8 protein-coding genes are annotated in these 14876 nt (G+C 59.5%); 5 read left to right on the top strand and 3 right to left on the bottom strand.

The features are described 5' to 3' along the window. Nucleotides 1–77: 77 nt before the first annotated feature. On the bottom strand, nucleotides 78–3017 hold the full coding sequence (gene glnE / locus LOY55_RS02235; protein WP_223525425.1) for a bifunctional [glutamate--ammonia ligase]-adenylyl-L-tyrosine phosphorylase/[glutamate--ammonia-ligase] adenylyltransferase: 2940 nt from the start codon (nucleotides 3015–3017) through the stop codon (nucleotides 78–80). 383 nt (nucleotides 3018–3400) lie between these two features. Between glnE and aceE the strand changes: the two genes are divergently transcribed. The 5 genes from aceE to msrA all read left to right on the top strand — a co-directional run bounded on the left by aceE (nucleotide 3401) and on the right by msrA (nucleotide 13274). Next, nucleotides 3401–6046 (top strand): pyruvate dehydrogenase (acetyl-transferring), homodimeric type, encoded by a 2646-nt coding sequence (gene aceE / locus LOY55_RS02230; protein ID WP_046028319.1) that lies wholly within the window; start codon nucleotides 3401–3403, stop codon nucleotides 6044–6046. Between the two features lie 11 nt (nucleotides 6047–6057). Further along, entirely contained in the window at nucleotides 6058–8007 is a 1950-nt protein-coding gene (gene aceF / locus LOY55_RS02225) for a dihydrolipoyllysine-residue acetyltransferase (protein ID WP_109785409.1), read from the top strand. A gap of 268 nt (nucleotides 8008–8275) precedes the next feature. Next, on the top strand, nucleotides 8276–9670 hold the full coding sequence (locus LOY55_RS02220) for an alkaline phosphatase D family protein (RefSeq protein ID WP_223525427.1): 1395 nt from the start codon (nucleotides 8276–8278) through the stop codon (nucleotides 9668–9670). Between the two features lie 190 nt (nucleotides 9671–9860). Further along, nucleotides 9861–12554: a bifunctional diguanylate cyclase/phosphodiesterase gene (locus LOY55_RS02215; RefSeq protein ID WP_109785407.1), complete on the top strand. Its 2694-nt coding sequence runs from the start codon at nucleotides 9861–9863 to the stop codon at nucleotides 12552–12554. Nucleotides 12555–12623: 69 nt separating this feature from the next. After that, nucleotides 12624–13274, top strand: a complete 651-nt coding sequence (gene msrA / locus LOY55_RS02210) for a peptide-methionine (S)-S-oxide reductase MsrA (RefSeq protein ID WP_109785406.1) — start codon at nucleotides 12624–12626, stop codon at nucleotides 13272–13274. A gap of 128 nt (nucleotides 13275–13402) precedes the next feature. On the opposite strand, the gene LOY55_RS02205 is transcribed toward msrA, so the two are convergent. Together LOY55_RS02205 and LOY55_RS02200 are read right to left on the bottom strand one after the other, a co-directional pair. Continuing rightward, complete coding sequence (locus tag LOY55_RS02205) at nucleotides 13403–14242, bottom strand: 23S rRNA (adenine(2030)-N(6))-methyltransferase RlmJ (protein ID WP_223525428.1); 840 nt, start codon at nucleotides 14240–14242, stop codon at nucleotides 13403–13405. A 262-nt stretch (nucleotides 14243–14504) separates the two neighbouring features. Continuing rightward, the gene (locus tag LOY55_RS02200) at nucleotides 14505–14828 is read right to left on the bottom strand and encodes a hypothetical protein (RefSeq protein WP_109785404.1); all 324 of its coding nucleotides are present in this window, start codon (nucleotides 14826–14828) and stop codon (nucleotides 14505–14507) included. Nucleotides 14829–14876 lie beyond the last annotated feature (48 nt).

Genomic DNA, 14876 nt, shown 5'->3' with positions numbered 1-14876 from the left:
ACAAAACACTGCAGATCTTTTGTGGCAGCGAGCTCACTCACCACCACATTGGGTATTGGATGTTTCAATATCCCGCTTCAGCTTAGCCCCAGCTCACGCCAGATTCGCAACACCTGTCGCCGTTCATCCGCGAACTGGTCGCCCGGTATGACCCCGGCGTCCTTCTGCAAGGCCTGCCGGTGAGCGGCGGAGCGATAGGCTTTATAGGCCTCGCGCAACAAGCTGGCGTCTTCGGCGGGCATCAGCCCTTCGTTTGCCAGCTCTTCCAGAATGCGGAAATTATCAGACCAGCGCAGCAATGACGGGCACGCTTGGGACCACGCCAGGGCCGCGTATTGCACCATAAATTCAATATCGACGATACCTCCGGCGTCCTGCTTGAGATCAAACGGAGCCGTGGCTTCGAAGGCATTCGCCCCGGTCCCGGCCGCCGTACTCTTGGTGCCGAGGTTATCGCGCATCTTCGCGCGCATCTCACTGACCTCCTGACGCAGGGTCGCCAGGTCTCGCGGCTTGCCCAGCACCGCCGCGCGAACCCGCTCGAATTCCCGACCGACATCCGCGCTGCCCACCAGCACTCGCGCCCGAACCAGCGCCTGATGCTCCCAGGTCCAGGCCTCGCCGTGTTGATAACGGGCAAATGCACCGAGCGAACTCACCAGCAACCCCGCTGCACCCGAAGGTCGCAAGCGCATGTCCACTTCATACAGCTGACCGGAGTTGGTCTGTGCCGTCAGCAAGTGAATGATCCGTTGCCCCAGGCGGGTGAAAAACTGCGCACCATCGATTGGTTTTGGTCCGTCGGTTTCTGCCAGTGGATCGCCATCGTGGATAAACACCAGATCCAGGTCCGAAATATGCCCGAGTTCCAGCCCGCCGACTTTCCCATAACCGACAATGATGAAGTCGGGATCGCACAACCTGCCGTCAGCACGCAACGGCGTGCCGTACTTGGCCACGGTCTGGTGCCAAGCCAGGGCCAACACTTGTTCAAGAATAGCTTCGGCGAGCCAGGTCAAGTAATCGCTGACTTTCATCAACGGCAGGCTGCCGGCGATTTCCGAGGCGGCGACGCGCAAGCGGTGCGCCAGTTTGAAATGGCGCAGGGCTTCCATCTGCTGTTCGAGGTCGTCCTCGGGAATCCGCATCAGGCGCTCGCGCAATTCGGCGGCCAGCTCCGGCGCCAGTGGTGGCTTGAACAGCCGGCCTTCGTTGAGCAATTCGTCGAGCAGCAGCGGGAAGCGCGTGATTTGCTCGGCGATCCACGGGCTAGCGGCGCACAAGGTCAGCAAGCGTCGCAGTGCGCCGGGGTTTTCGGTCAGCAACACCAGATAGGCGGAACGACGGGCCACGGCTTCAACCAGCGGCAGCACGCGCTCCAGCACCAGGTCGGGGTTGGCATGCTCGACGGCCTGAGCCAGCAAGCGTGGAATAAAGGCATCAAGGCGTTCACGCCCCAAACGCTGCATCGCACGAAGTTGCGGACTGCCGCGCAGTCCCGCCAAGGCTTTCAGGGCCTTGGTGGCGTCCTTGAAACCACCCTCCTCCAACTGCCGGCAAGCCGCCTCTTCGTCCTGGGCTTCTTCCCACAACGGCAGCCATTCACCGCCAACCACTACTTCGCTTTCGCCGCCTTGCTCTTCATCAGGATCGGCAATCACCTGAGCGAAATGCCAGGCCACGCGCCCACGCCAATACATCAGTTGCTCATGGAAGGCGTCCCAGTCGGCGAAGCCCATCATAAAGGCAATGCGCGCCTGGTCCTGCGCGCTATCCGGCAGCATCTGGGTCTGGCGGTCGGCAATCGCCTGAATCGCGTGTTCGGTGTAACGCAGGAATTCGTAGCCTTCGCGCAACTCGCTGATCACTGCCGGCGGCAGGTAACCCTGACCTTCCAGTGTGCTCAGTACTTTTAATAGAGGGCGTTGTTGCAGGCTCAGGTCGCGGCCGCCATGAATCAGCTGGAACGCCTGGGCGATAAACTCGACTTCACGAATGCCGCCAGAGCCGAGCTTGATGTTGTCGGCCATGCCTTTGCGCCGGACTTCCTGCTGGATCAGCTGCTTCATGGTGCGCAGCGCTTCGATTGCCGAGAAGTCCAGGTAACGCCGGTAAACGAAGGGGCGCAGCATGTCCTGCAATTGCGCACCAGTCACCTGATCACCCGCCACCACGCGCGACTTGATCATCGCGTAGCGCTCCCAGTCACGCCCCTGATCCTGGTAATACTGCTCCAGCGCATTGAAGCTCAAGACCAACGCACCTGCCGAACCGTAAGGGCGCAGGCGCATGTCGACGCGGAACACGAATCCGTCGACCGTCATCGGGTCCAGCGCCTTGATCAGGCGTTGGCCCAGACGAATGAAGAATTCCTGGTTATCCAGTGAGCGCTTCACACCGACGGTTTCGCCACCCTCGGGGTAGGCGAAGATCAGGTCGATGTCCGACGACAGGTTCAACTCCACCGCGCCGAGTTTGCCCATGCCGAGGATGACCATTTGTTGCGGCTCGCCACTGCGGCGGCCGGTCGGCACACCAAACTGCTCGCAATGACGCGAATACAACCACTGATAGGCCTGATCGATACTCGCATCGGCCATGTCCGAGAGGTCGCGGCAGGTCTGAACCAGGTCGGCCTGGCGGGTCAGGTCGCGCCAGATGATCCGCACTTGCTGGCGGGTGCGCTGACGGCGCAGGGCGCGGCCGAGTTCGTCCTCGGTTTGCGCCGCATTCACCGCTGCCGCAATCTGCCCGCACAACTCGCCGGGGGCAAAACCGCGATCCAATTCGCCGGACTCAACCAGCCCCAGCAACATCAAAGGGTCACGCACACTCTGTTCAATCACAAAGTCGCTGGCGGCCACGACGCGGGCGAATTGCGCCCAGCGTTCAGGTGTCCAGGTGGAGAGCCGATGATCGTCCTCAAGGGCCGCAACGGCGGTGCGCAGCGACTGTTCGGCGCGGGTGACAAGCGGCAGGAGAATGCCGGGCAGTTCGGCAAGCGTGGGAAGGCTCATGGTCTATCCTTGATCGGCGTACAACGGGTTGCATGTAGTGAATTTTCATATTGCACTACGTGAAGGACTGTCGAACAAAAGTTAGAAATAGCTGAAAATTCTTTATTTTTGGCAGTGAACATCAAGCTTTCACCTTTTGTGGTTGGTAAAAGACCAACCTTAACGATTATTCTCACAACGCAGCCGGAGGCCACAAGCCATTCATCTGTAGTTTTACTACTCGTATATACATTCGAAAGGCTGAAATGCCCGAAGATTTGTAGTAAAACTACACGCCGCCGGAACAACCTCTCGGCAATCCAAGAATTTATATCGTCTGCCCACAAGGCCAGTCGCAAACTCAGGCAACCGATTCTGGAAGCCTTTCCGCCCTGGAGCAAGCCATGCAAGACCTCGATCCCGTCGAAACCCAGGAATGGCTGGACGCCCTGGAATCGGTTCTCGACAAAGAAGGCGAAGACCGCGCTCACTATCTGATGACCCGTATGGGCGAACTGGCGACCCGCAGTGGCTCGCAGCTGCCTTACGCCATCACCACGCCGTACCGCAACACCATTCCCGTAACCCACGAAGCACGCATGCCTGGCGACCTGTTCATGGAACGCCGCATTCGCTCGTTGGTACGCTGGAACGCGATGGCCATGGTGATGCGTACGAACCTGAAAGATTCTGACCTGGGCGGTCACATCTCCAGCTTCGCCTCCAGCGCCACCCTGTACGACATCGGCTTCAACTATTTCTTCCAGGCCCCGACCGACGAACACGGCGGCGACCTGATCTACTTCCAGGGCCACACCTCGCCAGGCGTTTACGCCCGTGCATTCATGGAAGGCCGCATCACCGAAGACCAGATGAACAACTTCCGCCAGGAAGTCGACGGTCAGGGCCTGTCGTCCTACCCGCACCCTTGGCTGATGCCTGATTTCTGGCAGTTCCCGACCGTATCCATGGGCCTGGGCCCGATCCAGGCGATCTACCAGGCACGCTTCATGAAGTACCTGGAAGCCCGTGGCTTCATCCCTGAAGGCAAGCAGAAAGTCTGGTGCTTCCTGGGCGACGGCGAGTGTGACGAGCCGGAATCCCTGGGCGCCATCTCGCTGGCTGGCCGCGAGAAGCTCGACAACCTGATCTTCGTCATCAACTGCAACCTGCAGCGCCTCGACGGCCCGGTTCGCGGGAATGGCAAGATCATCCAGGAACTCGAAGGCGTGTTCCGCGGTGCTCAGTGGAACGTGACCAAAGTCATCTGGGGCCGTTTCTGGGACCCACTGCTGGCCAAGGACGTCGACGGTATCCTGCAACGTCGCATGGACGAAGTCATCGACGGCGAGTACCAGAACTACAAAGCCAAAGACGGCGCGTTCGTGCGTGAACACTTCTTCAACTCGCCAGAACTCAAGGCGATGGTTGCTGATCTGTCCGACGACGAGATCTGGAAACTCAACCGAGGCGGCCACGACCCGTACAAGGTCTACGCGGCGTACCACGAAGCGGTCAACCACAAAGAACAGCCAACCGTCATCCTGGCCAAGACCATCAAAGGTTATGGCACCGGTGCCGGCGAAGCGAAGAACACCGCGCACAACACCAAGAAGGTTGATGTTGAAAGCCTGAAGCTGTTCCGCGATCGTTTCGACATCCCGGTCAAAGACGAAGAGCTGGAAAATCTGCCGTTCTTCAAGCCAGAGCCAAACAGCGCCGAAGCCCGCTACCTGAGCGAGCGCCGCACTGCACTGGGCGGTTTCGTACCACAGCGCCGCGCGAAGAGCATCAGCGTGCCAACGCCGCCACTCGATACCCTCAAGGCAATCCTTGATGGCTCGGGCGACCGCGAGATTTCCACCACCATGGCTTTCGTGCGGATCCTCGCGCAACTGGTCAAGGACAAGGAAATCGGCTCGCGCATCGTTCCGATCATCCCGGACGAAGCCCGTACCTTCGGTATGGAAGGCATGTTCCGTCAGTTGGGCATCTACTCCTCCGTCGGCCAGCTCTACGAGCCAGTCGATAAAGACCAGGTGATGTTCTACAAGGAAGACAAGAAGGGCCAGATCCTCGAAGAAGGCATCAACGAAGCAGGCGCCATGAGCTCCTTCATCGCTGCCGGTACTTCGTACTCCAGCCACAACCAGCCAATGCTGCCGTTCTACATCTTCTACTCGATGTTCGGCTTCCAGCGTATCGGCGACCTCGCCTGGGCCGCTGGCGACAGCCGTACCCGTGGCTTCCTGATCGGCGGCACCGCCGGCCGGACCACGCTCAACGGCGAAGGCCTGCAACACGAAGACGGTCACAGCCACATCCTGGCTGCCACCATCCCGAACTGCCGCACCTATGATCCGACCTACGGCTACGAGCTGGCGGTGATCATTCAGGACGGCATGAAGAAGATGACCGAAGAGCAACAGGACGTCTTTTACTACATCACCGTGATGAACGAGTCCTACCAGCAGCCAGCCATGCCGGCCGGTGCCGAAGAAGGCATCAAGAAAGGCATGTACCTGCTTGAAGAAGACACCCGCGAAGCGGCGCACCACGTTCAGCTGATGGGCTCCGGCACCATCCTGCGTGAAGTGCGTGAAGCGGCGAAGATTCTGCGTGAAGAGTTCAACGTCGGCGCTGACGTATGGAGCGTTACCAGCTTCAACGAACTGCGTCGCGACGGCCTGGCCGTAGAGCGCACCAACCGTCTGCACCCGGGCCAGAAGCCTAAACTGAGCTACGTCGAAGAATGCCTGAACGGCCGTAAAGGTCCGGTGATCGCTTCTACCGACTACATGAAGTTGTTCGCTGAGCAAATTCGTCAGTGGGTCCCGTCCAAGGAATTCAAAGTCCTGGGCACCGACGGTTTCGGCCGCAGCGACAGCCGCAAGAAACTGCGTCATTTCTTCGAAGTCGACCGTCATTTCGTGGTGTTGGCAGCCCTGGAAGCACTGGCTGACCGTGGTGACATCGAACCTAAGGTTGTGGCTGAAGCCATTACCAAGTTCGGTATCAACCCGGAAAAACGCAACCCACTGGACTGCTGAGGAGAGATTCTGTGAGCGAACTCATTCGCGTACCTGACATCGGCAGCGGTGAAGGTGAAGTAATTGAACTGTTTGTGAAGGTCGGCGACCGTATCGAAGCCGACCAGAGCATCCTGACACTTGAGTCGGACAAGGCGAGCATGGAAGTGCCTGCGCCGAAGGCCGGTATCATCAAGAGCCTGAAAGTGAAGCTGGGCGATCGCCTGAAAGAAGGCGACGAACTGCTGGAGCTGGAAGTCGAAGGTGCCGCAGCCGCGGCCCCTGCGGCTGCCGCTGCACCAGCCGCCAAGGCTGAAGCCAAACCGGCTGCTGCGCCTGCCGCTGCTCCTGTTGCTGCGCCGGCTGCTGCCAGCGTTCAGCAAGTGCACGTGCCGGACATCGGTTCGGCGGGCAAGGCCCAGATCATCGAGATCCAGGTCAAGGTCGGCGACACCGTCGCAGCTGATCAATCGCTGATCACCCTGGAGTCCGACAAGGCGAGCATGGAAATCCCGTCGCCTGCCGCTGGCGTGGTCAAGGCCATCAGCGTCAAGCTCAACGACGAAGTCGGCACTGGCGACCTGATCCTGGATCTGGAAGTGGCGGGTGCCGCGGCACCGGCTGCTGCTCCAGCCCAGGCTGCCGCTCCAGCTGCTGCCGCTGCGCCTGCTCCTGCAGCAGCCCCGGCTGCACCGGTTGCCGACAGCATTCAGGACATCCACGTTCCGGACATCGGTTCGTCGGGCAAGGCCAAGATCATCGAAGTCCTGGTCAAGGCCGGCGACACCGTTGCAGCCGACCAGTCGCTGATCACCCTGGAATCCGACAAGGCGAGCATGGAAATCCCGTCGCCTGCCGCTGGCGTGGTGGAAAGCGTTTCCATCAAGCTCGATGACGAAGTCGGCACCGGCGACCTGATCCTCACGCTCAAAGTCAAAGGCGCTGCGCCTGCCGCTGCCCCGGCTCCGGCCGTTGCTGCACCGAGCGTTCCAGCTCCTGCCGCCGCACCGGCTGCTGCTCCGGTAGCTGCTGCACCTGCCGCTGCACCGGCCAAGCCAGGCGCCAAGGTTCACGCCGGCCCGGCTGTACGCCAACTGGCCCGTGAGTTCGGCGTCGAGCTGAACGCCGTCGGCGCCAGTGGCCCGCACGGTCGCATCCTGAAAGAAGACGTGCAGGTTTACGTCAAAGCCATGATGCAGAAGGCCAAGGAAGCACCGGCCGCTGCGGCTGGCGCAACCGGCGGCGCGGGCATCCCGCCGATTCCGGTCGTGGACTTCAGCCGCTTCGGTGAAACCGAAGAAGTGCCGATGACTCGCCTGATGCAAATCGGCGCGTCGAGCCTGCACCGCAGCTGGTTGAACATTCCGCACGTGACTCAGTTCGATTCGGCTGATATCACCGACCTGGAAGCGTTCCGCAACGCTCAGAAAGCCGTTGCAGAGAAGGCTGGCGTCAAGCTGACCATCCTGCCGCTGCTGCTCAAGTCGTGCGCGCACCTGCTCAAGGAACTGCCGGACTTCAACAGTTCGCTGGCACCAAGCGGCAAAGCGATCATCCGCAAGAAGTACGTGAACATCGGCTTCGCGGTCGACACCCCTGAAGGCCTGCTGGTACCGGTCATCAAAAACGTCGATCAGAAGAGCCTGTTGCAACTGGCAGCCGAAGCCGCTGCGCTGGCCGCCAAAGCCCGCGACAAGAAGCTCACCGCTGACGACATGCAAGGCGCCTGTTTCACCATTTCCAGCCTTGGCCACATTGGCGGCACCGGCTTCACGCCGATCGTCAACGCGCCGGAAGTGGCGATCCTTGGTGTTTCCAAGGCAACCATCCAGCCAGTCTGGGACGGCAAAGCCTTCCAGCCGAAACTGATGCTACCGTTGTCGTTGTCCTACGATCACCGTGTGATCAACGGCGCCGCTGCTGCACGCTTCACCAAGCGTCTGAGCGACCTGCTGGCGGACATCCGCACCATCCTGCTGTAACACCGAACGGCCCTCTCTCACCGGAGGGCCGTTCGCGTTCCACGTTTTCCGAGCGCCACGCTCGTACCTCAACCCCGCCAATTTGGCGGGGCTTTTTTTGCCTGGCAGAAAGTTTCTTCCTACATTCGTTGCTGACGTCGGCCACAACGCCAGTCCACTTTCGCTCGATATTTTTTTTGCGTACTAACTAGTCTTAGTTCGACAGTATTTTCTTTTAAATACTGCAACCCCTTCTACTTAGTTAGCGCCACTTCGAATGGATTCGAATATGTTTAAACCGACTGTCGGCCCTATTATTGGCCACACAACTACAAACCACGCGCGCATTTTTCTTCGCGGCAAACTTCAAGACACTTCATTGGTATTTGCGGGTGTTCGTTATCGACGCCTGGGTGAAGAGCACTGGTCCCGAGGCGAATTTGTAAAACTGATGATCGTGCGCGACATGAGCGATGTGATTGCACTCAATGAATTGGCCAGCGACACCGAGTACGAATATCAGGCCGGCTGGTTCAGCCCGATGAGCCCGGTGCATACCGTGGAGACGGTCCAGGAGCTGCCATTGCAATGGCCTCGGGATATTTATCGCTTTCGTACGCAGTCCAGCAAAATCACCACGCTGCGGGCGTATATCGTTGGCTCATGCCGCTACCTTCGAATGACCGCAGGGATACCGTCGGCCCCGCACCTGGGCGACCGGATTTTCGCTTCGATCGCACACCTTGCGCAGCGGGCGGAGCCGCCCATCAGCGCCACGTTGATGACAGGCGATCAAATCTACGTCGATGACTTGAACGTTATTGCTCCCGACCGCGAGTACAAGGAAATACTCAGCAAGTACCGAATTGCTTTTTCTCAACCCAACATCAGCAAGTTAATGTCCGGCACTCCAACTTACATGATCCTCGACGACCATGAAATAGAAGACAACTGGCCTGCCAACAAAAGCAAGACGGACGATTACTTATACAAAAACGCCATCGCAGCGTATGAGTTATATCAAGCCAGCCATAGCCCTGCGCATGAATTACTTGCCGACGGACAGATAAGCAGAAAGCTCGAACAGTATTGGTATCAGTTCGCCAACGGCGATATTGAATGGTTTGTCACCGACAGCCGCACTCGACGCAATTTGTCGGCCGATGATCGCCGTATCCTTGATGAAGAACAGGAACAGGCGCTGTGCAAATGGCTGATCCACAGCCCGGCCCGGGTCAAATTTGTGGTAACCAGCGTGATGTTCTACCCCGACCGCAAAACCTTGGGCGATGACGCCTGGAAAGCCTTCCCGGAACAACGCCTGCGATTGCTGGAAACGATTCGTACGCACCGCATCAAGAACGTGATCTTCGTGTCGGGCGATGTCCACGGCTCCCTGACGAGTCGACTGACCCACAGCAAAGACCCGGACTTCGAGGTGCACACCATCGTTTCCTCGCCCCTGTGCAACAGCAAACTGCTGCCTTATGCCAAGGCCTCCACGTTCATCCTGGATCAGCCGTTGGCGAAAACGGCTGCGGGGGACTACCGTCATGAACTGACCAGCCAGGTGGTCAGCCAGGACAATTTTGCCCATCTGGTCGTTGATAGAGAGCACATTCAGGTTAATTACCACGACCGGGACGGCAAACCATTACAAGCGATCAATATCCCTCTGGCCTAGTAAAGAAGGCCAAATGCATAAGTTTTAAGCGCGCGCTGGAGAAAACTTCCCTCCTGCCGACATATTCTTATAGCACTTGGCCTTCATGTCTCTTGTCAGTCAGTGCCGCAATGATGCAACCTTGCCGCAGACAACAGTTAAGAGGGCGAGAGCCCGGCGCGATCAGCACATTCGAAGTGAGTTTCCCTCAATGAAAAGCCAACCCGATGCCGCCAGCCGAATGGTGGCCGAGGTAGTGACGCAGTTGCCTGTGCCCTCGCGGCTCGGCATGCTGCGTTTCGAACGGCTGAATGAACCTAGCTGGGCGCTGCTGTTTCTCGATCCTAATTGCGAACGTCATTTCGGTCTGCCGGCCGTGGACCTGTGTGCGCTGGTCGACTCACCCTACGCCAGCCTGATGGAGCCCGAAGCGCGCTATCAGTTGCATGACGCGGTCCAGCAGCAACTCACCGACAGTCCGAATTACCAGATCCGCTACACCTTGCACACCGCCTCTGGCGCCTTGAACCTGCTGGAACTGGGCGAAGCCTATAAACAGCACAATCGGCACTTGTTGCGCGGCTATTTGCTGGTCGTCGACGACCTCTTCAAGGACTTTCAGCTATCCCCCGCGCAGGATCTGGAGACCCAGAACTCGCGCCTGCAAATCGCCCTGGAACTCAACCAGCGCGCCCAGCAGGAACAGTTGCAGCATCTGGACCGGGTGCGCGCCCAGCAGGACCTGATCCTGTTGCTGACCCGCCAGCGCTACAGCAGCAACAATTCTCTGAAAGAAGCCGCCGAACTGATCACCCGCAGCGCCTGCGATATCTACGAAATCGACTGCGCCAGCCTGTGGAACCTCGAAGACTCGATGCTGGTGCCGATTTCGGCTTTTCACCGCGTCAGCGGGGAATATCTGCTGCCGGACCCGATCGACGTCAGCGGCTTCCCCGACTACCTCGAAGCCCTGCACAGCAGCCGCGCCATTGACGCCCATAACGCCATGCGTGATCCGCGCACCCGGGACATGGCCGAGAGCCTGCGCCCGCGCGATGTGAACGCGATGCTCGACGCCAGTATCCGCGTCGACGGTCAAGTGGTCGGCGTGCTCTGCCTGGAGCAGACGGGTGCTACCCGCGCCTGGCAGTCGGACGAAATCGCGTTTGCCGGCGAGCTGGCGGATCAGTTCGCCCAAGTCATCAACAACCACAACCGCCGCACCGCCACCAGCGCCCTGCACCTGTTCCAGCGTGCGGTCGAGCAAAGCGCCAACGCCTTTTTGCTGGTCAATTGCGACGGCGTGGTGGAATACGTCAACCCCAGCTTCACCGCGATCACCCAGTACACCACCGAAGAAGTCCACGGCCAGCGGCTGTCGGAACTGCCGGCACTGGAGAACCTCAGTGAATTGCTGTTCGACGCACCCTCGGCACTGGCCAAGAGCAACAGCTGGCAAGGCGAATTCAAGAGCCGACGAAAGAACCTCGAACCGTACTGGGGGCAGTTATCAATCTCCAAGGTGTACGGCGATAACCGCGAGTTGACGCATTACATCGGCATTTACGAAGACATCACCCAGACCAAACTCGCCCAGCAGCGCATCGAGCGCCTGGCCTACACCGACAACCTGACCAATCTCGGCAACCGCCCCGCCTTCATCCGCAACCTCGATGAACGCTTCGCCCGCGACACCGATACGCCCATCTGCCTGTTGCTGGTGGACATCGACAACTTCAAGCGGATCAACGACAGCCTCGGTCACCAGACCGGCGACAAACTGTTGATCAGCCTGGCCCGACGCCTGCGCAACAGCCTGAGCCCGAGTGGCAGCCTGGCGCGCTTCGCCAGTAACGAATTCGCTGTGTTGCTGGACAACACCGATATGCGCACCGGCCTGCAGGTCGCCAATCAATTGCTGATGACCCTCGACAAGCCGATGTTCGTCGACAACCAGTTGATCAGCGTCACCGGCTCCGTGGGCCTGGCCTGCGCGCCGCTGCATGGTCGTGACCCGCAAACCCTGATGCGCAACGCCGGCCTGGCGCTGCACAAGGCCAAGGCCAACGGCAAGCATCAGGTCCAGGTGTTCACCGAAGCGCTGAATGCCGAGGCCAGCTACAAGCTGTTCGTCGAGAACAACCTGCGCCGCGCCCTCACCCAGAACGAGCTGGACGTGTTCTATCAGCCCAAGCTGTGCTTGCGCAGTGGCCGCCTGCTGGGGATGGAAGCGTTGTTGCGCTGGAACCACCCCGACAAAGGCATGATCCGCCCGGACCAGTTCATCAGCGTCGCCGAAGAAACCGGGCTGATCATCCCGATCGGCAAATGGATCGCCCGCCAGGCCTGCCGCATGAGCAAGGCGCTGAGCGCCGCCGGCCTGGGCAATCTTCAAGTGGCGATCAACCTGTCACCCAAACAGTTCTCCGACCCGGACCTGGTGTCGTCCATCGCGACCATCCTCAAGGAAGAAGCGCTGCCAGCCCACCTGCTGGAGTTGGAACTCACCGAAGGCCTGCTGCTGGAAGCCACCGAAGACACGCACTTGCAGCTTGATCAACTCAAGCGCCTGGGCCTGACCCTGGCCATGGATGACTTCGGCACCGGATACTCGTCGCTCAGCTACCTGAAAAAATTCCCGATCGACATCATCAAGATCGATCGCAGCTTCATCCACGAAATCCCGGACAACCAGGACGACATGGAAATCACCTCCGCGGTGATCGCCATGGCCCACAACCTGAAACTCAAGGTCGTGGCCGAAGGCATCGAGACGGCCGAGCAGTTGGCCTTCTTGCGCCGTCACCGCTGCGACGTCGGCCAGGGCTACCTGTTCGACCGACCAATCCCCGGCGCCGAGCTGATCGAAAAGCTCAAGCGCTACCCGCGTGGCCCGTTCGCCTGACATCGGCGTAACACTCGGGCAAACTGCGTGTCTGACCAATTACACTCAACCTGACTGAGGGGACTGATCATGGTCTTGCGCTCGGAAATTCTGGTGAACAAAAACGTGCTTCCAACAAAAGAACAAGCTCTGCCTGGCCGCGAAACCGCGATGAACCTGCCTGAAAAGCATTTTGTTTTTACCGACACACCACTGCTGGGCCCGTTCTTCGAGGACGTCGACTTCGCGATCTTCGGCCTCGGCTGCTTCTGGGGCGCGGAACGTCGCTTCTGGCAGCGCGAAGGCGTGGTCAGCACCGTGGTGGGTTACGCCGGCGGCTACACGCCGAACCCAACGTATGAAGAAGTCTGCTCAGGCCTGACTGGCCACAGCGAAGTGGTGCTGGTGGTGTACGACAAGGCGAAAGTCAGCTACGAAGCGCTGTTGAAAATGTTCTGGGAACTGCACAACCCGACCCAAGGCATGCGTCAGGGCAACGACATCGGCACTCAGTACCGCTCGGTGATCTATGCCACCACCCAGGAGCAATTGGACGCGGCACTCAACAGCAAGGCAGTGTTCCAGACCGAACTGACCAAGGCCGGCAAAGGCGAGATCACCACCGAAATCGACCAGGCCCCGACGGTCTACTTCGCCGAGGCGTATCACCAGCAGTACCTGGCCAAGAACCCTGAAGGGTATTGCGGGATTGGCGGCACGGGCGTGACCTGCCCGATTTGATTTCAGATTGATCGTTCCCACGCTCTGCGTGGGAATGCCTCAATGGACGCTCCGCGTCCGCTGTTGGGACGCGGAGCGTCCCGGGCTGCATTCCCACGCAGAGCGTGGGAACGATCATCACCAACTGATCAACTCTCAGCGATCAACCAATCCATCTGCCACCCGCCCTGGGTTTGCCCAAGTTTCTTGGACAACCACGGCAGCAGCTCGCGCAATTCCTCTTCCAGACCCCACGGCGGATTGGCAATCGCCATCCCGGAGCCGTTCAGGCTGTTCGGCGTATCCAGCGGATGCACCAGCAACTCCACGCGCAACAGCTTCGGCGCGCCCGTGCCCGCCAGGTCCTGATAGAAACGACGCAACATGCGCTGGTCCTTCACCGGGTACCAGATCGCCGCCACGGTTTGGCGCATCCGGCCAATCGCCTCTTTGAGCGATGCCGCACAACGCTGCATCTCATCGAGCTGCTCGAACGGCGGATCGATCAACATCACCGCGCGCTTCTCCTGCACCGGCAACATCGCACGCGGCACATGCCAACCTTCGCCCAGATGCACCTTGACCCGGCGATCGCCCGCCATGTTGTCCTTGAGCAGCAAACCGTCTTCCGGATGCTTCTCGTTGAGCATTACCCGATCCTGCGGCCGCGTCAGACGCCGCGCCAGCTCAGGGGAACCCGGGTAATAGCGCAACTGGCCATCCGGGTTCATGTCGTGCAGCACCTTCATGTAATCGGCGGTCAGCTCCGGCAGATCAGGCTGATCCCACAGACGCGCAATACCTTCCAGGTACTCACCGGTACGGCTCGCCTGATCACCCTGCAGGTCATACAGACCAATGCCGGCGTGAGTATCGAGATAGGCAAACGGCTGCTCCTTGCGCGACATCAGGGCGATGAGGCGGGTCAAAGTCAGGTGTTTGAACACATCGGCGTGATTGCCGGCATGGAAGGCGTGACGATAATTCATGATTGCTCCTGCGAAGGCCGGGAAGTTTACCTTGTACCGAGGCGAACGTCAGGGCTTCGCAGCCGAGCGGGCGATTGCGGAGACTGCTGCGACAGCCCCTGCAACGCTCTTTGTAGCAGCTGGCGAAGCCTGCGTCCGGCTGCGCAGCAGTCGTAAATCCAGCTTGCAAGGAGAGCCTGAAACACCGCGAAACCTGATTTTACGACTGCTGCGCAGCCGGACGCAGGCTTCGCCAGCTGCTACAAAGCGTGTTCTGTCAGCGCTATTCCGAAGCCCGAGCCCGCAATCGCCGCCCGATAACATCCAGCACATCGCACCCATCGCGCAACGGGATGGCGCACAGCAAAGCGAAATCACTGAGGATGAACGACTCACACTCGACAGACCCACGCATGGACATGTTTTCCAGCACTTGGGTGACGGCGCGGATTCGGTAGCTGGCGGCTTCGGTTAAAACATCGAGCGGGGCGTGGGTATCGACGAACAGCGTGGGCATTTCAGTGCAGTTGCTGGTGAGTGCCATGAAGCGGCTTTTGGGGTGGGGAATGGGTTTTTCGTAGGGTGGATCCGGCGTTAACGTCGTCATTTGTAATTTCCATGAGTGAGAAATACGAGCTGCCAAACGCCCCCTCCT

Source organism: Pseudomonas sp. B21-040 (assembly GCF_024748695.1).
Lineage (GTDB): Bacteria > Pseudomonadota > Gammaproteobacteria > Pseudomonadales > Pseudomonadaceae > Aquipseudomonas.
The sequence above is the reverse complement of the archived record's forward strand: the minus strand, read 5'-3'. Positions and strand labels throughout refer to the sequence as shown.

Bases quoted from the DNA above. Each gene is read 5' to 3' on its own strand.
- glnE (WP_223525425.1), bottom strand. From the start codon at position 3,017: ATGAGCCTTCCCACGCTTGCCGAACTGCCCGGCATTCTCCTGCCGCTT.
- aceE (WP_046028319.1), top strand. From the start codon at position 3,401: ATGCAAGACCTCGATCCCGTCGAAACCCAGGAATGGCTGGACGCCCTG.
- LOY55_RS02220 (WP_223525427.1), top strand. From the start codon at position 8,276: ATGTTTAAACCGACTGTCGGCCCTATTATTGGCCACACAACTACAAAC.
- LOY55_RS02215 (WP_109785407.1), top strand. From the start codon at position 9,861: ATGAAAAGCCAACCCGATGCCGCCAGCCGAATGGTGGCCGAGGTAGTG.
- msrA (WP_109785406.1), top strand. From the start codon at position 12,624: ATGGTCTTGCGCTCGGAAATTCTGGTGAACAAAAACGTGCTTCCAACA.
- LOY55_RS02205 (WP_223525428.1), bottom strand. From the start codon at position 14,242: ATGAATTATCGTCACGCCTTCCATGCCGGCAATCACGCCGATGTGTTC.
- LOY55_RS02200 (WP_109785404.1), bottom strand. From the start codon at position 14,828: ATGACGACGTTAACGCCGGATCCACCCTACGAAAAACCCATTCCCCAC.